This window comes from Amycolatopsis sp. AA4, from assembly GCF_002796545.1.
Classification (GTDB): domain Bacteria; phylum Actinomycetota; class Actinomycetes; order Mycobacteriales; family Pseudonocardiaceae; genus Amycolatopsis.
The window spans coordinates 1,560,073-1,578,047 of the sequence record NZ_CP024894.1; the positions used below are offsets into that span (position 1 = coordinate 1,560,073).

The following is a 17,975-nucleotide window of genomic DNA, read 5'->3' on the forward strand; positions in this document are numbered from 1 at the left end:
GAACCGGCATGAGCACTCACGACCTCCTCAAGCCTTCCGCCGCCACACCAGCCGCGTCAGCGTCGCCGCGACACTCGCCGGGGCGGGCTGCCGGGGCAGCTTCCTGGCTTCCGGCGCGGATTCCGGCATCACCCGGTACACGAGGTGCGCGGCGAAGCGGGCGAGGTCCGGCGCGGCCAGCGTGGCCAGTTCCGCGGCCCGGCCCTCGGGCAGGCTCAGGATCTGCGGCCGCCGCTCGATCGCCTTCACCACCAGCGCCGCGGCGCGTTCCGGCGAACTCGCGGGCAGTCCGCGGTACGACCCGGTCGGCGCGATCATGTCGGTGCGCACCAACGGCATCCGGACCGAGGAGAACGTGACGCCGTCGGACAGCGTCTCGCGCCCGGCGGTCTGGCTGAACTCCTCGAGCGCGGCTTTCGAAGCCAGGTAAGCGGAAAACCGCGGGGTGTCGGTCTGGAGGCCTTGCGTGGTGACGTTGACGATGTGGCCGAACCGGCGTTCGGTCATCGACGGCAGCAGTCCGAGGATCAACCGCACGGGACCGAAGTAGTTGATGGCCATGGTGCGTTCGTAGTCGTGGAAGCGTTCTGTCGACAGCTGCACCGAGCGTCGGATGGAGCGTCCGGCGTTGTTCACCAACACGTCCACCGCACCATGGTCGGCGAGGACGGCCTTCACGAGACTGTCGACCGCGTCGCCGTCAGTGAGGTCGCACGGGTACGTCGCTGCTTCGCCGCCCGCTGCGGTGATTTCGCTACGCACGTCTTCGAGTTCTTCGGCACGGCGCGCGACGAGAAGCACCTTCGCGCCGCGACGCGCGACAGCCAGCGCGCTCGCGCGGCCAATGCCGGACGACGCACCGGTAATGAGGACAACGCGTCCTTCGATCCCTGGACGTCGAGCGTGGTCCGGGTCGAGATGCGCGCGCCAGTAGCGGTAAAGCGGTTCGGCGTAGTCGCGAAGCTCGGGAAGGTGGACGCCGCTGCCGTACAGCTCCGAAGTGGTGCGCGCGGTGTCGAACTCCACCTCCATGTTCAGGTGGGGGAGCACTTCGAGCGGAATGCCCAGCTCGGTCAACACTGCGGATCGCGTCGCACGTCCAGTCGGCAGACGGTCCACAGCGGTCGCGAGGCGGGACGCGGTGTTACGAAGCGGGCCTGACGGCACCGTCCTGCGTACGCGTGGCGCTCCGGCGACGCGGGCGAAGGCGTTGTAGACCTCGTGCAGCTTCTGCGGTCGCGGCGAAGCGAGGTGGTACGTACTGCCCGAAGGCGCTTCGCGGTGCATGAGGTATTCCATCGCGGAAACGACGTAGTCGACCGGGACGAGGTTGGTCGCGCCGAAGTCGGGCGCTACGAGCGGCAGCTGCCTCGGCAGCGCGGCGAGGCGCGAGATGGCGGGCAGGAAGTAGTACGGGCCGTCGATCTTGTCCATCTCGCCGGTGCGCGAATCGCCGACGACCGCCGAGGGCCGGTAGACGCGGAACGGCACGTCGGACTGTTCGCGGACCAGCTTCTCGGCCTCGAACTTCGTGGCGTGGTACGGGGAACTGAAGGACTGGCCGAGGTCGAAGTCCGCCTCGGTGAAACGGCCGGCGTGATCGCCCGCGACGGCGATGGACGAAACGTGGTGCAGCAGTCCCGCTCCGGCGGCCGCGGCGAAGGCGAGCAGGTTCCGGGTGCCCTCGACGTTCGCGGCCCGGTTCGCCGCGTCGTCTGCGGTGAAGTCGTAGATCGCGCCGAGGTGGACGACGTGGTCTGCCCCGTCGTAGCCGGCCGGGTCGAGGCCGAGCAGCGGTTCGGTGAGGTCGCCGACGGCGGGGACCAGGCGGTCGGCGTTCGGCCAGTCCCGCGCGAGCGCGGCCAGGCGGTCGCGCGAGGTGTTGCGGACGAGCACGTGGACGGCGGTCGTGTCCCGCCGGGCGAGCAACCGGGCGACCAGGCGCTTCCCGAGGAAGCCCGTCGCGCCCGTGACGAAGTAGGTGGTCATGGCCGGCACCTTTCGGGGTCTGCGGGTGCCGACTCTACCTACTCACGAGTAGGAACGGTAGTTGTCAGTCGGTTCCGGTCCGGCGCGCCGACGTCGCGGTGGCCACCACGGCGTCGCGCAGGGCCGCGCGCAGCCGGCCGACCTCCAGCGGGCCCAGCACCGCCGCCTCTCCCGGCGGCGCGACCAGGACGACCTTGTCGTCGCTGCTCACGAACACCGTCACGTCCCGCCGCCTGCCCGCCAGGTCCCGGCAGCCGACCGTCCACTCGTTCCGCTCCGTACTGTCGTCCCGCCCTGTCACGGCCCTCGCCCTCCGATCACGTACTGCCCGTGTCCTTCGTGCGGGGGTGGGACCGGCGGCTCCGGGGCGGCTTACGCCGGTTCACCCGAATTGCCTACTGGCCGGTTTTCCACGGGGTGTGACCAGCCGCGTACCGGAGTAGCGTCGGCGACCGCACGCCGCGGGCACTCGGGAGGACGGATGTCGGAACCTCGGAAAATCGTCGTCGTCGGATCCGGACTGGCCGGTGCCACTGCGGCAGCCACCGTCCGGGAACGCAGTTTCGACGGGGAAATCCTGCTGATCGGTGCTGATCCGCACCGGCCGTACGAGCTGCCGCCGTTGTCGAAAGCAGTGCTGCTCGGCAACGCCGACGAGCCCGACTGGGTGCGCGAAGAGGGCTACTGGAGCGAGAACGACATCAAGCTGCTCTCCGGCACCACTGCGACCCGCGTCGAACTGGGCGCCCGCCTCGTCCTCGACGACGCGGGCGGCGAACACCGATACGACCGTCTGGTCTTAGCGACCGGCTCGCGTCCGCGGACGCTGAAGGTGCCCGGCGGTGACCTGCCCGGCCTGTACACGCTTCGCACTCTCGACGACGCACTGCGGCTGCGTGAGGCCTTCGAAGCAGCGAAACGCGTACTGATCGTCGGCGCGGGCTGGATAGGTACCGAAGCCGCCGCTGCCGCGCGTACGCACGGTGCCGAGGTGACTGTGGTCGCTCCGGAGAAGCTGCCCCTCGCCAACGTCCTCGGGGACGAAGTGGCCAGAGCGTTCTACCGTCTGCATGAAGAACACGGTGTGCAGTGGCGTCTCGGCGAAGGCGTCGCAGCGATCACCGGCGACACCTCAGCGACCGGCGTCCGACTGCCGAGCGGCGAAGAGCTGTACGCCGACGTCGTGCTCATCGCCGTCAGCGCGGCCCCTTGCGTCGAGCTGGCGCACGCTGCCGGTCTTGAACTGGCGGACGACGGTGGTGTCGATGTCGACGCAGGTCTGCGTACAGCGGCACCTGACGTGTACGCGATCGGTGACATCGCTTCGCAGTTCCATCCGCGCTACGGCCGCCGCGTACGCGTCGAGCACTGGGCGACAGCGCGTACGCAGGGCGAGCACGTCGCGGCCAACCTCTTTGGTGCGAACGAGCCGTACTTAAACAGCCCTTACTTCTTCTCCGACCAGTACGACCCAGACCGCGGTGGCCCGGCCATCGGCTGCGAATACCGCGGCCTGCCTGTGTTGGACCGCGACCGCGTGGTGGTGCGCGGCGACCTCGAGTCCTACGACTTCACGGCGTTCTGGGTGACCCCGGACAACGAGGTTTCGGCGGCGATGAACGTCAACCAGTGGGACGACGGGGACGCGTTGCAGAAGCTGGTCGACGAACGCATCGCGGTCACCGACGACCAGCTGAGGAGCGGAAACCTCGCCGAGTTGGGCTGACCGTCAGCGTCGCGAACGACAGCAAGGCGAGCACCCCGAACCCGGCCATCACGGCGGTCATCGGAACCGCCGTGCCCGGCCCGCCGAGCCCGACCAGCGGCGTCGCGATCCCGCCGATCGCGAACTGCAGCACGCCCAGCAGCGCGGACGCCGACCCCGCCGTGCGCGCGTGCCCGGCGAGCGCGAGCGAACTGGCGTTCGGATTGATGATTCCGATGCAGGAAACCATGAGCAGCAGCGGAATCAGCAATGCTGGCAACGGAAGTCGCAGGGTCGCCGCGGCCAGCGTCGCGAGGCCGGACAGTGTGGACACCGTCACCCCGGCGCGCAGGAGCGCCCGTTCGGGGAACCGGCCGACGAGCCAGCCGTTGAGCTGCCCGGCGAGCACGATGCCGACCCCGTTGAGCCCGAAGACGACGCTGTATTCCTGCGGACTCAGGCGGTAAACGTCCTGCAGCGCGAACGACGAACCGGAGATGTACGCGAACAGTGCGGCGAAGTTCAGCCCCGCGGTGAGCGCGTAGCCGAGGAACGTGTGGTCGGTGAGGAGCCGTCCGTACGTGCGAAGCACCCCGCGTAGCCGCGCCGGATGCCGACGCTCGACCGGCAACGGCTCCGGCAGCGCGAACGCGACCGCGGCGAGCAGCAGGGCACCGAAGCCGGTGAGGACGACGAACACGCCTCGCCAGGACGTGAACGTGAGCAGTTGACCGCCGAGCACCGGAGCGAGGATCGGCGCGAGACCGTTGACGAGCAGGAGAAGCGAGAAGAACTTCGTCATCGCCGTGCCGGTGTAAAGGTCGCGAACGGTCGCGCGAGCGATCACGATCCCCGCCGCCGCACCGAGCGCCTGCACACTCCGCGCGGCGATCAGCAGCTCAACGCCCGGACTCGCCGCCGCCGCGACCGACCCGGCGATGTACAGCCCCAGGCCGACCAGCAACGGCCGCCGCCGCCCGAACGAATCCGACAACGGCCCGGCGACGATCTGCCCGACCGCGAGCCCGACGACGAACGCGGTGAGCGTCAGCTGGACGGTGGTGTCGGAGGCCTGGAAGTCGCCCGCCATCCGGGGGAGGGCGGGGAGGTACATGTCGATGGAGAGAGGCCCGAAGGCGGAGAGGCCGCCGAGAATGAGAAGCCGCCGGATCTTGCCCTGCCGGGGTGCTCGGGGAGGCTGGCCGAGTGTTCTGCGGCGGGGTGCTTCGTGCTGGCCGCGGCAGAGTCGGGTGCAGGCTGGTCTGGCGGGTCGTTTGGTGCGAAGTGCTCGGTTGTCGGATGATCCGGCGCGGAATGATCGGATGCATTCGAGCGCTGCGGAGGGGTTGCCGCCCACGGCCTTTCCCGATCAGCGGCACCCAAGCCGACGGTCGGTCTGCCTGCGGCGCCGTGCCCCCGCTCGTCCTCCGTGCCCTCAACGGCACTGCTCGCGCTGCCTTCCCCGTCTTCGTACGGCGCACGCCCGTCCGGCTCTGTCGCCTCTCCTGGTCCCATCCGCGCCGCACCGTCTCCTTCGTCGTGGCGGGACCTCCCCGCCACGACGAGTGTCCGTTATCCGCCTGCCAACCCGGTGATCGGATCAATTTCCGCACCAAATCCCGCTTCCCTCTAGATCTGCCGCCCTCCGGTGCGCTATACATCGGATGTATCGCGAGAACGGTGTCGAGAGAGGGGTTCGTCCGTGCGGTTTGTGCGTCTCGGGGCAGCGGGGGCTGAGCGTCCGTTCGTCCGTGCCGGTGACGGCACCCTCCACGACCTCTCCGGGGTCACGCCGGACATCGACGGCGCGTTCCTCGCCGGCGACGGACCGGCCAAGGCCGCGCGGGCGCTCGAAGCCGGGGAACTGCCGGTCGCCGACGGGGCCGGGCTGCGGGTCGGCGCGCCGATCGCCGCGCCGGGCAAGATCGTCTGCATCGGCATGAACTACCGCCGCCACGCCGAGGAAACCGGCGCGGCCGTGCCGGCCGAACCGGTGCTGTTCATGAAAGCCCCGGACGTGATGGTCGGACCGTTCGACGAGGTGCTCGTCCCGCGCGGCTCGACGGCCACCGACTGGGAGGTCGAACTCGGCGTCGTCATCGGGAAAACCGCGCGCTACCTGGAAAGCGCGGACGAAGCGCTGGCGCACGTCGCCGGGTACGTCGTGTCCAACGACGTCTCCGAGCGCGATTTCCAGCTGAACCGCGGCGGCCAGTGGGACAAGGGCAAGAACTGCGAGACCTTCAACCCGCTCGGCCCGGAGCTGGTGACCGCCGACGAGATCCCGGACCCGCAGGCGCTCGGCCTGCGTACGTGGGTCAACGGCGAAAAGGTGCAGGATTCGTCCACAAAGGACATGGTGTTCGGCGTCGCCGAGATCATCCGCTACCTGAGCCAGTTCATGGTGCTGCGCCCCGGCGACCTGATCAACACGGGAACCCCCGAGGGCGTCGCGCTCGGGCAGCCCGAGCCGAAACCGTACCTGCGCGCGGGCGACGTCGTCGAGCTGGAAATCGACGGCCTCGGCAAGCAGCGCCAGACCTTCGGGCAGGCCTGACATGGCGAAAATCGTGGCCATGGAGGTCCGGGACGTCCGCTTCCCGACGTCGCGCGACCTCGACGGTTCGGACGCGATGAACCCGGACCCGGACTATTCGGCGGCTTATGTCGAGCTGCACACCGACGCCGGACCGGACGGGTACGGTCTCGCCTTCACCATCGGCCGCGGCAACGACGTGCAGGCCGCCGCGATCCGCGCGCTCGCGCCGCACGTCGTCGGCCGCGAGGTGCCCGAGGACGCGGAAGCGCTCGGCGCGCTCTCGCGGGCTCTGGTCGGCGACTCGCAATTCCGTTGGCTGGGACCGGAAAAAGGCGTGGCGCACATGGCGATCGGCGCGATCGTCAACGCCGCGTGGGACCTCGCCGCGCGCCGCGCCGGACTGCCGCTGTGGAAGTTCGCGTCGCGGATGACGCCCGAGGAGCTGGTGTCCCTTGTGGACTTCCGCTACCTTTCCGACGCGCTGACCGAACAGGAAGCGCTCGACATTCTGCGCGCTGCTGAACCCGGCCGGGCCGAGCGGACCGCTCGGCTCGAAGCGGAGGGCTACCGCGCGTACAGCACGTCGGCGGGCTGGCTCGGCTACTCCGACGCGAAACTGGTGCGGCTGGCGGAACAGGCGGTCGCGGACGGTTTCGAGATGATCAAGCTGAAGGTCGGCGGGAATCTCGAGGGCGATGTCCGGCGGATGAAGCTGGCTCGCGAGACTGTGGGCGCGGACATCCGGATCGCGGTCGACGCGAACCAGCGCTGGGACGTCGCGACGGCAGTGTCGTGGATGACCGCGCTGGCCCCGTTCGATCCATATTGGATTGAAGAACCGACCTCGCCGGATGACGTCCTCGGCCACGCGGCCATCGCGAAGGCGCTCGCACCGATCAAGGTCGCCACCGGCGAACACGTGCAGAACCGCGTGGTGTTCAAGCAATTGCTGCAGGCCAGTGCGATCGATGTGCTGCAGCTGGACGCTGCCCGCGTCGGAGGCGTGAACGAGAACCTCGCGATTCTGTTGCTGGCAGCAAAATTCGGTGTTCCGGTGTGTCCGCACGCCGGCGGGGTCGGACTGTGCGAGCTGGTGCGGCATCTGTCCATGTTCGACTTCGTGGCAGTGTCCGGTTCGGACAGCGACCGCTCCATCGAATGGGTCGACCACCTGCACGACCACTTCACCGACCCGGCTGTCGTGCGCGACGGCCGCTACCTCGCTCCGACCGCACCGGGCTTTTCCGCGCGCATGCATGACGCTACGCTGCGCCGGTTCAGCTTCCCGGACGGTCCTGAATGGACGGAGAACGCGCAGTGAGCGAATTCGACGGCCTGGTCGCCGCGGTCACCGGCGGCGCTTCGGGAATCGGCCTGGCCACGGCGAACCTGCTGGCCCAGCGCGGCGCGCGGGTGACCGTGCTCGACCTCAAAACCGACGAGGTGCCCGAGCCGCTGGCCGGATTCCGCTGCGACGTGACGTCCGACGCCGAGGTCCGCGCCGCCATCGACGCGGTGGCCGAGCGCTTCGGAAGGCTCGACATCCTGGTCAACAACGCGGGCATCGGCGCGCAGGGCGACGTCACCGCGAACGACGACGACGAATGGCATCGCGCGTACGACGTGAACGTCGTCGGCATGGTGCGCACGGCACGCGCTGCCTTGCCGCACTTGAAAAACTCGCCTGCCGCGGCGGTCGTGAACACCTGCTCGATCGCCGCCTGGGCCGGGCTGCCCGCACGGGCGCTGTACTCGGCCACGAAGGGCGCGGTGCTGTCGCTGACCCTCGCGATGGCCACCGATCACCTGCCGGACCGGATCCGCGTCAACTGCGTGTGCCCCGGCACCGCGGACACCCCGTGGGTCGGCAGGCTGCTCGACACCGCCGCGGACCCCTCGGCGGAGCGGAAGGCGCTCGCCGCCCGCCAGCCGATGGGGAGGCTGGTCACCGCGGACGAGGTCGCGAACGCGATCGCGTACCTGGCCAGCCCGCTCTCGGCATCGACTACCGGCACCGCGCTCGCGGTGGACGGCGGCATGTACGGCCTGCGCCCGCGCGGACCCGTGCAGAACTGATCTGCTCAGCCAAGAAGGCCTGTCATCAAGGAGGATGCGGTGCGTACGAAGGTGATCCGGCTGGCCGCCGCGGTGGCCGCCTGCGGTTTGGTGCTCGGTGCGTGCGGGTCCACTAAGGACAAACCGGCGGCCGCGGCCAGCGGCGGCGGCACCGGCAAAGTGGGGGCGACGCTGCCCCTGCTGACCTCGCCGTTCTGGCAGGCCTACAACAAATACGTGCCGCAGATGGCCAAGGAGCAGGGCCTCGACGCGCTGCCCACGGTGAACGCCGACAGCGATCCGGCGAAGCTCATCACCGACATCGGCACGCTGCTCAGCCAGGGCGTGAAGGGGCTCGTCGTCACGCCGCTCGACTCGGCCGCGGTCGTCGCCGGGCTGAAGCAGGCCGAAAACAAGGGCGTTCCGGTGGTCGCGGTGGACGTCGCGCCGGAAAGCGGCAAGGTCGCGATGGTGGTGCGCGCGGACAACAAGGCGTACGGGACCAAGGCGTGCGAGGAAATCGGCAAGCGCGTGAAGAGCGGCAAGGTCGTGCAGGTGATGGGCGACCTCGCGTCGGTCAACGGCCGCGACCGGTCGGCGGCGTTCCGCGAGTGCATGAAGCAGAAGTACCCGGACGTCAAGGTGCTCGAGGTCGCCGCCGAGTGGAAGGCGGACAAGGCGTCGTCCGGTTTGGACAGCCTGCTGACCGCGAACCCGGACATCAAGGGCGTGTACATGCAGGCGGGCGGCGTCTACCTCGCGCCGACCGAACAGGCGCTCAAGCGCAAGAACCTGTTCTTCCCGGTCGGCGACCCGAAGCACGTGGTGCTGGTGAGCAACGACGGCATCCCGCAGGAACTCGCCGCGATCCGCAACGGCGAACTGGACGCGACGGTTTCGCAGCCCGCCGACGCCTACGCCAAGTACGGCATGTACTGGCTCAAGAAGGCGATGGCGGGCGAGACGTTCAAGCCCGGCCCGACCGACCACGACTCCACGATCGTCGAGATCAGCCCCGGCATCCTGGAAGACCAGCTGCCCGCGCCGGTCGTGACCAAGGACAACGTGGACGACAAAGCGTTGTGGGGTAACAACCTGTGAGCGCGCCGGTAGTGCAGGCGGACGGCGTCGGGAAGCGGTACGGGCCCACCGTCGCGCTGCACGACGTCAGCCTCACCGTGCGGCCCGGCGAGTCGCACGCGCTCGTCGGCCGCAACGGGGCGGGCAAGTCCACGCTGGTGTCCATCCTCACTGGACTGTCCGAAACGGACACCGGCAGCGTTTCCTTCGGCGGTGTACCGGCACCTTCCTTGTCCAAACAGGACGACTGGAAGGCGCGCGTCGCGTGCGTGTACCAGCACGCGATGGTCGTGCCGCAGCTGACGGTCGCGGAGAATCTGTTCCTGAACCGGCAGGCCCAGGGCGACTTCGCGATCGGCTGGAAGAAACTGCGCCGCCAGGCGCGAGAACTGTTGGACTCGTGGGACGTACAGGTCGATGTGGACACTCCGGCGGGCGATCTGTCCGTTGAGGACCGGCAGTTCGTCGAGATCGCTCGTGCGCTGAGTTACGGTGCCCGGTTCATCGTGCTGGACGAACCGACCGCGCAGCTGGACAGCCAGGCCATCGAGCGGCTTTTCGAGCGCATGCGGCAGATGCAGGAGAACGGCGTCACCTTCCTGTTCATTTCGCATCACCTGCACGAGGTTTACGAGGTGTGCCAAGCGGTTACCGTCCTGCGCGACGCTCGGCACGTGCTCACCGCGCCCGTGGAGGAGGTCAGCCGCGCGGCGCTGGTTGACGCGATGACAGGGGAGCAGGGCGGCCTGGCTGTGCGTGACGCAGCCACCCGCGACCCGCTCGCGGTGGACGCCGAAGAGGTGCTCGCCGTCGACGACTTGTCCGGCGACGGCTTCCACGACGTCTCCCTGCGAGTACACCGCGGCGAGGTCGTCGGGCTCGCGGGAAGCAACGCGAGCGGCAAACACCAGGTGGCCGAGACGGTCTACGGCCTGCGCAAACCCACCTCGGGAACCGTTGCGGTGGACGGAAAACGCCTGCCGGCCGGCGACATTCCCGCGGCTCTGCGCGCAGGCATCGGCTGCGTCCCCCGGGACCGGCACCACGAGGGCCTCGTGCTGGAACACTCCATTATGGACAACGCGACCCTGTCCGTGCTCGACCGGATGGGCCCCGGCGGCCTGGCGTCGCCGAAGGTACGCCGCGAACGCGGATCGCGCGCGTTGACCGACTACGACATCGTGGCGGCGAGCCCGGACCAGCCGGTTTCGGATCTGTCCGGCGGGAACCAGCAGAAAGTCGTGCTCGCGAGGGCACTGGAGAGCGACCCGCGCGTGGTGGTGCTGATCAATCCCACCGCCGGGGTGGATGTGAAGTCGAAGGAGGCCCTGCTCGCGGTCGTGGACCGGGTGCGGGCCGAGGGGAAGGCGGTGCTGCTCGTGAGCGACGAGCTGGACGACCTGCGCCTGGCCGACCGGGTGCTGGTCCTGCGCGCCGGCGAGGTGGCCGCCGTTCACCAGGCCGGCTGGTCCGACGGGGACCTGGTGGCGGATATCGAAGGAGTCGGGCTCCATGACTGACCTGATGAGCGACCCGCAGACGGCGCTGCCCGCGGTGCGCCCGAAGCGCCGGAAGTCGGCGTGGCTGCGCGAACTGGCGCTGCTGCCCGCGCTCGTGGTGGTGTTCGTGATCGGCGGGCTGATCAGCGACACGTTCTTCACCTTCGACAACATCATCAGCATTCTGTCCGCGGCGGCCGCGCTGTCGCTGGTCGTGCTGGGCGAATCGCTGGTGCTGCTGACCGGCAAGTTCGACCTGTCGCTGGAATCCACGATGGGCATCGCCCCCGCGATCGGCGCGATGCTGGTCATCCCCGCGGCGTCCTCCGGCTTCGGCACCGAATGGCCCTCGGCGCTCGGCCTGGTGGCGATCCCGGTGGTGGGCGCCTTGATCGGCTTCGTGAACGGCTTCCTGATCGTGAAGCTGAAGCTGAACGCGTTCATCGTGACCCTCGCGATGCTGACGGTCCTGCGCGGAACCCAGATCGGCACGACGAACGGCAAGACGCTGTTCGACCAGCTGGACGCGTTCACCGCCTTGGCGACAACGACGTTCGCCGGCCTGCCGATGTCAGTCTGGCTCGCGGCGGTGCTCTTCGTGGTGTTCGGGCTGGGCCTGCGCTACCACCGAGTCGGCCGCTCGCTGTACGCAATCGGCGGCAACCGCGAAGCCGCCCGGGCCGCGGGCATCCGGGTGGACCGAATCTCGTGGGTGGTCTTCGTGGTGGCCGGAGTCCTGGCTGCCATCGGCGGCCTGGCCTACACCGGCTACGTCGGCGCCCTGGGCGCCGACCAGGGCGACGGCTTGATCCTGCAGGTCTTCGCCGCGGCAGTCATCGGCGGCGTCTCCCTGGACGGCGGACGAGGCACGCTGGTCGGCGCGCTGACCGGGGTGCTGCTGCTGCAGTCGGTGGACAGCCTGCTGCGCATCGCCCAGGTCCCCGCGGAATGGCTCAAGGCGATTTACGGGGGGATTATTTTGATCGCCTTGATCATCAGCCGGTACGCCGGCGGAAAGCCCCAGACCTGATCGGTGGAGTTTCGGTGATCATCCGACCTTCTGTGCGCACGGGTTCGGGCTGGGGCTCGGGCGGGTTGACGGTCGGCCGGTGGACTGGCGGGGTTGCTCCGGGCGGCTTGGTCGGCCGATGGGTTGGCCCTGGTGGCCCTGGTGGGTCGTGGGCTGGTGCGGTGATTGGCCCGTCGGCTGGCGTGGTTGGTCCGGGTGGGTCGCGGGCCGGAGCGGTGGCTGGCCGATCGGCTGGTGCGGTCGGCTTGGGTGAGTCGTGGGCTGGTGCGGTGGTTGGCTGGTGGGCTGGCGTGGTTGGTCCGGGTGGGTTGTGGGCTGGCGCGGTCGGTCTGGACGGCTCGGTGTCCGATCCAGTGGATGCCATCGTGAGGAGGTCCGTGAAGAGCCCCGTCATCCCGCCAGCCTGCGGACGCGCGCTCTACGCTTCCACCGAGCGCGTGCGACGGGTCCTTTCGCCTCTCCGGGCGCGGCACTCGACGGCCCCCTCCGCACGATCGACGCGAAAGTCCCCCTCGCTCCAGCTATGTGCGAGGTGCGGGTCCCTTCGCTTCGAACGTCATGACGTGAAGGGCCCCTTCGCTCCAACCGGGCGGGCGCCAAAGTCCCTGTCCCGCCGATCGAGCGCCAGCGAGGGGCCCCTTCACTCCGATCACCAAGGAATGAGGGGACCCCTCACCACAACAAGTTCAGGAACCGTCGCGGCTGTCCGTTCAGGGCTGCCGTCGGTGTCGGTTCGGGGACAGTCGTGGTTGGCCGTTCGGGGGCTGCTGCCGGTGTCTGTTGGGGGACGGTCGCGGGTGTCCGTTCAGGGGCTGCCGTCGGTGTCGGTTCGGGGACAGTCGTGATTGTCCGCTCAGGAGCTGCTGCCGGTGTCTGTTGGGGGACGGTCGCGGGTGTCCGTTCAGGGGCTGCCGTCGCTGTCGGTTCGGAGACAGTCGTGATTGTCCGCTCAGGAGCTGCTGCCGGTGTCTGTTGGGGGACGGTCGCGGGTGTCCGTTCAGGGGCTGCCGTCGCTGTCGGTTCGGAGACAGTCGTGGTTGGCCGTTCAGGGGCTGCTGCCGGTATCCGTTCGGGGACGGTCGTGGTCGCCCGTTCAGGAACCGCGGCCGCTGTCCGCACAGAGTCCGCTGCCGATGTCCGCTCAGCAACCGTCGCGACTGCCCCCTGTGGGGCCGCCGCCGCGGTCCGGTCAGGGTCCGCCGTCGGTGTCCGCTTGGGAAGCGGCGTTGTTCAGTCAGGAGGCGGCGGGTTCGGCCTCATCGCCAGGCGCGTCGTCTTCAACCAGGGTGCTTCGCAGCCACTGCTCCACTCCGGCGACGTGCACCGTCGCCCACGAGCGGGCCAGTTCTGGTTCCCGCGCGGCGATCGCGTCGTAGATCGCGGCGTGTTGTTCCCTGGTTCGGGCCACCGCGCCTTCCTGGGTGAGGCCGCGCCAGATCCGGGCTCGCGCGGTCGGGCCGGAGAGGCTATCGAGCAGCGAGCACAGCACCGGATTGCCCGAGCCGTCCGCGATTTTGCGGTGGAACTGCAGGTCGTTGGCCACGAGCGCTTCGACGGTCGGCGATTCCTCCAGTTCGCCGAGCAGCGCGCCGAGTTCGGCGACGTCCTCGTCGCGCATGTGCAGCGCCGCCATCGCGGTGGCCGCTGGCTCCAGAATCCGCCGCACGGCAAGGAAATCGAGCACGGTGTCGTCGCGGTGGAAGTCGACGACGAAGGTCATCGCGTCGAGCAGCAGGTTCGGTTCCAGGCTGGTGACGTACGTGCCGTCGCCCTGGCGGACGTCCAGCACCCGGATCAGGCACAGCGCCTTCACCGCTTCCCTCAGCGAACTGCGGGAAAGCCCCAGCCGCTGCGCGAGCTCGGCCTCCTTGGGGAGCCGGTCGCCCGGGGCCAGCTCGCCCGAAATGATCATGTCCTTGATCTTGTCGATCGCGACATCGGTGACGGGCATCGGGACCGCCCTCCCTGCAGAGACCTCGGATGTTTACCCCCTACAGCGTGCCACGACTCCCGTCAGGAGGAACGATGACCCACGGCCCGGCGCCGCAAACGGTCGCCTTGCGCACCCGGCTCAAGCCCGGAACGGAGAAAATCTACGAGGAGGTGCACGCGGTGATCCCGCAGGACCTGGACGCCGCCCTGCGCCGCGCCGGCGTGCGGTCGTGGCGGATCTGGCGCGACGGTCTCGACCTGTTCCACTTCGTCGAGGTCGACGATTTCGAGCAAATGCGCGCGAAGCTCGCCGACGACCCGGCCGACATCGCGTGGCAGAAACGGATCAACGAACTGCTTGATCCCGACCATGCCGACGTCGCGCACGGCCTCGGGTTGGTATGGCAACTCCCGGCGGAGGCGTGACCGTGGACCTTCCTCCGCTGGGTCTCGGCGGCGCGCAGCTGGGCAACCTCTACCACGCGGTGCCGGACGAAACCGCCGCGGCGAGCGTGCGGCGGGCGTGGGACGAGGGGATCCGTTATTTCGACACCGCGCCGCACTACGGGCTCGGGCTGTCCGAACGTCGGCTCGGCGCTGCGCTGGCGGCGTATCCACGCGACGAATATGTCTTGTCCACAAAAGTCGGCCGAGTGCTGGAACCGCGCGCGGCGGCTCCCGGAGAACGCGACGACCAGGGCTTCGACGTCCCCGCGACTTACCGGCGCCGGTGGGATTTCAGCCGCGACGGGGTGTTGCGATCGCTGGAATCGAGCCTGAACTGGCTGGGTCTCGACCGCATCGATCTCGTGTACGTGCACGATCCGGACGATCATTTCGAAGAAGCGGTTTCGGGCGCGTTTCCGGCGTTGCTGGAGTTGCGGGAGCAGGGTGTCGTGCGGGCGATCGGAGCCGGGATGAACCAGGCGCCGATGCTGGCGGAATTCGTGCGCCGGTTCGATCTCGACCACGTCCTGATGGCCGGCCGCTACACCCTCCTGAACCAGCCGGCGTTGGACGAGCTGTTGCCGCTGTGCGTCGAACGCGGCGTCGGCGTGGTGGCGGGCGGGGTGTTCAACGGTGGAATCCTCGCCACTGAACAACCCGGTGCTATTTACGACTACGCGGCCGCGCCCGCGGAGCTCGTGGAAAAGGCGCAGAAGATCGCGGAAATCTGTGCGCGACACGGTGTTTCACTTCCCGAGGCCGCGCTCGCGTTGCCGCGCACGCATCCAGCGGTGGTGTCGGTGGTCGTCGGTGCGCACGACGCCGAACAGGTGTCGCTGAACGTTCGCCGGGCAGCGGCGAATATCCCGGCCGTACTGTGGGACGACCTCGCCGACGCCGGACTGTTGCGGTCGGCCGCCCGCCCCGTCGTGTCCGGAGGAGCCCAGTGATCGATTCGCATCACCACTTGTGGGATCCCGCGCGCCGCGAGTACCCGTGGATGTCCGGCGAAGCGCTGGCACCGATCCGCAAGCCGTACACCGTCGACGACCTGCGCACGGTGACCACCGCGGCGGGCGTCCACGCCACCGTGCTGGTGCAGACCGTCTCGGACGAGGCGGAAACCGAGGAATTCCTCGCCACGGCCGCGTCCGAACCGCTGGTGGCCGGCGTCGTCGGCTGGGTCGACCTCGCCGCCCCGGACGTGGCCGACCGGCTCGCGCGGCTGCGCGAACTGGGCCCGCTGGTCGGCATCCGGCACCAGGTCGAGGACGAACCGGACCCGGATTGGCTGCTGCGTCCGGAAATCCTGCGCGGCCTGACCGCGGTCGGCGCCGCGGGCCTGGTCTACGACCTGCTCGTGGCACCGGCGCAGCTCGCGGCTGCCCGGCAGGTCGCCGAACGCTTGCCGGACCTGCGGCTGGTCCTCGACCACGCCGCGAAACCTGGCATCGCAGCAGGCGAATGGCAGCCGTGGGCGGGCGGCGTGGCGTCGCTGGCCGCGCACGACAACGTGCACTGCAAGCTGTCCGGCTTGGTGACGGAAGCCGACTGGCGCGAATGGCAGGTGGGCCATCTGCGCCGCTACGCAGACCACGTTTTCGAGTCGTTCGGCGCGAACAGGGTCATGTTCGGCTCCGACTGGCCAGTGTGCGAACTGGCGGCAGCATACGAAGTCGTACTGGACGCGGCGGTGTCGCTGACCGGTGTGCTGAGCGACCCGGAACGGCTGGAGGTCTTCGAGCGCACGACGGCACGGGTATATGAGCTGAAAAATACGGCGGGTTAACTCCAGAATGCCGTGCGTGACGGAGCCTGTCGACCTATTTGGCGTTCCGCGGCGGTCTTCCAGCCGTTCGAGTGACGGAACGGCTCAGAAGTCCTGGCCCTGCACCATCTCGCGGAGCTTGGACAGCGCCCGGTGCTGCGTGACGCGGACGTTGCCGGCCGAAATGCCCAGCGTTTCCGCCGTCTCGTTCGCGCTGAGGCCGACGACGATGCGCAGCGCCAGGATCTCTTGCTGGAGCGGGGCGAGGCGGGTGAGCAGTTCCTGCAGGCGGCTGCCGAGGTCGAGGCGCAGCGCGTGCGTTTCCGGCTCGTTGCCGCCGGAAAGCGGATGCTCCGGAAGTTCGGGCACCGGCTCGGACCGGTCGCGCGCGACGGCCCGGTAGGCGTCGGCGACCTTGTTGGCCGCGATCGCGTGCACGAGGTAGAGGAAGGAACCGCCGCGGTCCTGGTAGTCGGGAAGGGCCTTGAGGACAGCCATGCAGACGTCCTGCGCGACGTCGTCGGCGGCGAGGTAGGAAAGGTCGCGGCCCCCCATCCGGGCCCGGCAGTAGCGGGCGACGACGGGCCGGAGCACGTGGAGCAGGTCGGCGATCGCGGCTTGATCGCCCTGGCCCGCGGCGCGTACGAGCGGGTCGAGGTCTTCCTTGGTCAGGCGTCCGCCGGACCGGGGCAGCGTCGCAGGGCTCACGTAGCCCGCTACGCCGGACACCGCGGTTCGGGACGTCTTTGACGGTGCTGTCATGGTCGTCTCCCCGGCAACCCTGCGACCGTCGCTTGTCTTGGGGTCAACACTCTGTGATGTTGCGGTCGCAAGTACTCCGACCGAACGGGGGGAGCACTGCGATCGTTGCGACGCTCCGTAACCTTAAGCGGCCGGAGGCCGACCGTCCACATTTCAACTACGAATACCCCGTTAGCAGCAGTGGTCTTGACACAAACGAGACCAGCCGACGCACAGTACGAATCCCGCCTCGCAGCATGTGCGGATGTCCGATTTCGTTCGTCACGAAGAGTGATAGAAGGGTAGCGCAACAGAGAGTGGTCGCACTGCGGGTAGAACGGGTTCCACTACTGTTGGTGATCTTGTAGGGCGTCCGTTCGCCGAGTCCGGGCGAACACCCACCACCGCAGAACAGCGAACCGGACGACCCCGCCGACGAAACTCGCCGCGAGAAGCGCGGCGGTTTGCTGCCCGGCGGAGGGTGTTTCGACAAGGGCATCGAGCGCTGCGAGAACGACCGATCCGTAGCCCGCGTAGAAGGCGAACGTGACGAGGTCCTGGAGGTGCCGCTTGCCCGCGCGGCCGCTCCGGTCGGCGAAAGTGACGCGCCGGTGGAACTCGGTGTTGCCGACCGTCGTGATCGCGAGCGCGGCGAGGTTCGCCCATTGCGCGCCGATTTCCGGGCGGAAGGCGAGGAAGAGGACGGCCTGCAGGCCGGTGGTGACGACCCCGGCGGCCAAGTACCAGGCAGCATGACCGCCCATCTCGCGACGGCGGGTGCCGCGGTCTTCGCGGTGGTCTGGCCGATTATCGGCGACGCTTTGATGCGCTGGGGGCGTGGTGAGGCTGGCGGCGGGCTGGTCGTGGGCGGGCTCGGCTGGCAGGTCTGTCGCCGCTCGTGACTGACGGCTGGCTTCTGCGGTGGCGGCGGACTTGGGCGGCAGGAGGTTGGTGCCTTTCGCCGGAGGACCGGCTTCGTTCGGATTTGCCGCTGAGTGGCGACGGGCGTTCTCCACACGGAGGTCGGCGTCGGAATCCAGGGGGTCGCGGCGGGGGTCGATCTCGTCGGCCAGTGCGGGCAGGCCGTGGTCGGCGGCCTCGGCGGAGCTGGGGGAGCGGCGGTCCGAAGGCTCGTCGAGCGTGCGCGATTCCGGAAATCGGTCATCGACGAGGGAATCGCTGGTTTTGCG

16 protein-coding genes are annotated in these 17,975 nt (G+C 69.0%); 10 read left to right on the top strand and 6 right to left on the bottom strand.

Annotation, left to right across the window (positions count from 1 at the left end; all coding sequences use genetic code 11):
* Positions 1-27: 27 nt before the first annotated feature.
* Together CU254_RS07440 and CU254_RS07445 are read right to left on the bottom strand one after the other, a co-directional pair.
* Positions 28-1,989: an SDR family oxidoreductase gene (locus tag CU254_RS07440; protein WP_037712875.1), complete on the bottom strand. Its 1,962-nt coding sequence runs from the start codon at positions 1,987-1,989 to the stop codon at positions 28-30.
* Between the two features lie 64 nt (positions 1,990-2,053).
* Positions 2,054-2,290, bottom strand: a complete 237-nt coding sequence (locus CU254_RS07445; protein WP_009074239.1) for a hypothetical protein — start codon at positions 2,288-2,290, stop codon at positions 2,054-2,056.
* Between the two features lie 180 nt (positions 2,291-2,470).
* Here CU254_RS07445 and CU254_RS07450 point away from each other — a divergent pair, with 180 nt between their 5' ends.
* On the top strand, positions 2,471-3,715 hold the full coding sequence (locus CU254_RS07450) for an NAD(P)/FAD-dependent oxidoreductase (protein ID WP_009074241.1): 1,245 nt from the start codon (positions 2,471-2,473) through the stop codon (positions 3,713-3,715).
* Here the strand turns inward: CU254_RS07450 and CU254_RS07455 are convergent.
* Complete coding sequence (locus tag CU254_RS07455) at positions 3,669-4,865, bottom strand: multidrug effflux MFS transporter (RefSeq protein WP_050788404.1); 1,197 nt, start codon at positions 4,863-4,865, stop codon at positions 3,669-3,671. The genes CU254_RS07450 and CU254_RS07455 overlap by 47 nt on opposite strands.
* Positions 4,866-5,396: 531 nt before the next feature.
* Here CU254_RS07455 and CU254_RS07460 point away from each other — a divergent pair.
* Genes CU254_RS07460 through CU254_RS07485 form a run of 6 tightly spaced genes read left to right on the top strand, consistent with a single transcriptional unit; the run spans position 5,397 to position 11,897 of the window.
* A complete protein-coding gene (locus tag CU254_RS07460; protein ID WP_009074245.1) occupies positions 5,397-6,251 on the top strand; it encodes a fumarylacetoacetate hydrolase family protein in 855 nt (284 codons plus the stop codon).
* A gap of 1 nt (position 6,252) precedes the next feature.
* Complete coding sequence (locus CU254_RS07465) at positions 6,253-7,554, top strand: enolase C-terminal domain-like protein (protein ID WP_009074246.1); 1,302 nt, start codon at positions 6,253-6,255, stop codon at positions 7,552-7,554.
* Positions 7,551-8,309 carry an SDR family NAD(P)-dependent oxidoreductase gene (locus tag CU254_RS07470; protein ID WP_009074248.1) on the top strand — a complete coding sequence of 253 codons (759 nt, stop codon included), beginning with the start codon at positions 7,551-7,553 and terminating at the stop codon, positions 8,307-8,309. The genes CU254_RS07465 and CU254_RS07470 overlap by 4 nt, the downstream gene beginning before the upstream one ends.
* Positions 8,310-8,348: 39 nt before the next feature.
* Positions 8,349-9,389, top strand: a complete 1,041-nt coding sequence (locus CU254_RS07475; protein ID WP_009074249.1) for a sugar ABC transporter substrate-binding protein — start codon at positions 8,349-8,351, stop codon at positions 9,387-9,389.
* Positions 9,386-10,888 (top strand): sugar ABC transporter ATP-binding protein, encoded by a 1,503-nt coding sequence (locus CU254_RS07480; RefSeq protein ID WP_009074251.1) that lies wholly within the window; start codon positions 9,386-9,388, stop codon positions 10,886-10,888. The genes CU254_RS07475 and CU254_RS07480 overlap by 4 nt, the downstream gene beginning before the upstream one ends.
* Positions 10,881-11,897 (top strand): ABC transporter permease, encoded by a 1,017-nt coding sequence (locus CU254_RS07485; RefSeq protein WP_009074252.1) that lies wholly within the window; start codon positions 10,881-10,883, stop codon positions 11,895-11,897. The genes CU254_RS07480 and CU254_RS07485 overlap by 8 nt, the downstream gene beginning before the upstream one ends.
* Before the next feature lie 1,234 nt (positions 11,898-13,131).
* Here the strand turns inward: CU254_RS07485 and CU254_RS07495 are convergent.
* On the bottom strand, positions 13,132-13,848 hold the full coding sequence (locus CU254_RS07495) for a FadR/GntR family transcriptional regulator (protein ID WP_037712878.1): 717 nt from the start codon (positions 13,846-13,848) through the stop codon (positions 13,132-13,134).
* A gap of 74 nt (positions 13,849-13,922) precedes the next feature.
* Here CU254_RS07495 and CU254_RS07500 point away from each other — a divergent pair, with 74 nt between their 5' ends.
* From CU254_RS07500 to CU254_RS07510, 3 genes are read left to right on the top strand one after another with little or no spacing between them, the layout of a single operon-like run.
* Positions 13,923-14,255, top strand: a complete 333-nt coding sequence (locus CU254_RS07500) for an L-rhamnose mutarotase (protein ID WP_009074258.1) — start codon at positions 13,923-13,925, stop codon at positions 14,253-14,255.
* Entirely contained in the window at positions 14,231-15,226 is a 996-nt protein-coding gene (locus CU254_RS07505; protein ID WP_009074260.1) for an aldo/keto reductase, read from the top strand. Before CU254_RS07500 ends, CU254_RS07505 begins: the two co-directional genes overlap by 25 nt.
* Positions 15,223-16,065, top strand: coding sequence for an amidohydrolase (locus CU254_RS07510; RefSeq protein WP_009074262.1), 843 nt, complete (start codon positions 15,223-15,225; stop codon positions 16,063-16,065). Before CU254_RS07505 ends, CU254_RS07510 begins: the two co-directional genes overlap by 4 nt.
* An 84-nt stretch (positions 16,066-16,149) precedes the next feature.
* Here the strand turns inward: CU254_RS07510 and shbA are convergent, their stop codons facing one another.
* A complete protein-coding gene (shbA, locus tag CU254_RS07515; protein WP_037712881.1) occupies positions 16,150-16,806 on the bottom strand; it encodes an RNA polymerase sigma factor ShbA in 657 nt (218 codons plus the stop codon).
* Positions 16,807-17,132: 326 nt separating this feature from the next.
* Positions 17,133-17,549, bottom strand: coding sequence for a GtrA family protein (locus CU254_RS07520; RefSeq protein WP_078561084.1), 417 nt, complete (start codon positions 17,547-17,549; stop codon positions 17,133-17,135).
* Positions 17,550-17,975: the final 426 nt, after the last annotated feature.

Coding starts and splice junctions, on each gene's coding strand:
- CU254_RS07440 (WP_037712875.1), bottom strand. CDS start 1,989: ATGACCACCTACTTCGTCACGGGCGCGACGGGCTTCCTCGGGAAGCGC.
- CU254_RS07500 (WP_009074258.1), top strand. CDS start 13,923: ATGACCCACGGCCCGGCGCCGCAAACGGTCGCCTTGCGCACCCGGCTC.
- CU254_RS07485 (WP_009074252.1), top strand. CDS start 10,881: ATGACTGACCTGATGAGCGACCCGCAGACGGCGCTGCCCGCGGTGCGC.
- CU254_RS07505 (WP_009074260.1), top strand. CDS start 14,231: ATGGCAACTCCCGGCGGAGGCGTGACCGTGGACCTTCCTCCGCTGGGT.
- CU254_RS07520 (WP_078561084.1), bottom strand. CDS start 17,549: ATGGGCGGTCATGCTGCCTGGTACTTGGCCGCCGGGGTCGTCACCACC.
- CU254_RS07465 (WP_009074246.1), top strand. CDS start 6,253: ATGGCGAAAATCGTGGCCATGGAGGTCCGGGACGTCCGCTTCCCGACG.
- CU254_RS07495 (WP_037712878.1), bottom strand. CDS start 13,848: ATGCCCGTCACCGATGTCGCGATCGACAAGATCAAGGACATGATCATT.
- shbA (WP_037712881.1), bottom strand. CDS start 16,806: ATGACAGCACCGTCAAAGACGTCCCGAACCGCGGTGTCCGGCGTAGCG.
- CU254_RS07450 (WP_009074241.1), top strand. CDS start 2,471: ATGTCGGAACCTCGGAAAATCGTCGTCGTCGGATCCGGACTGGCCGGT.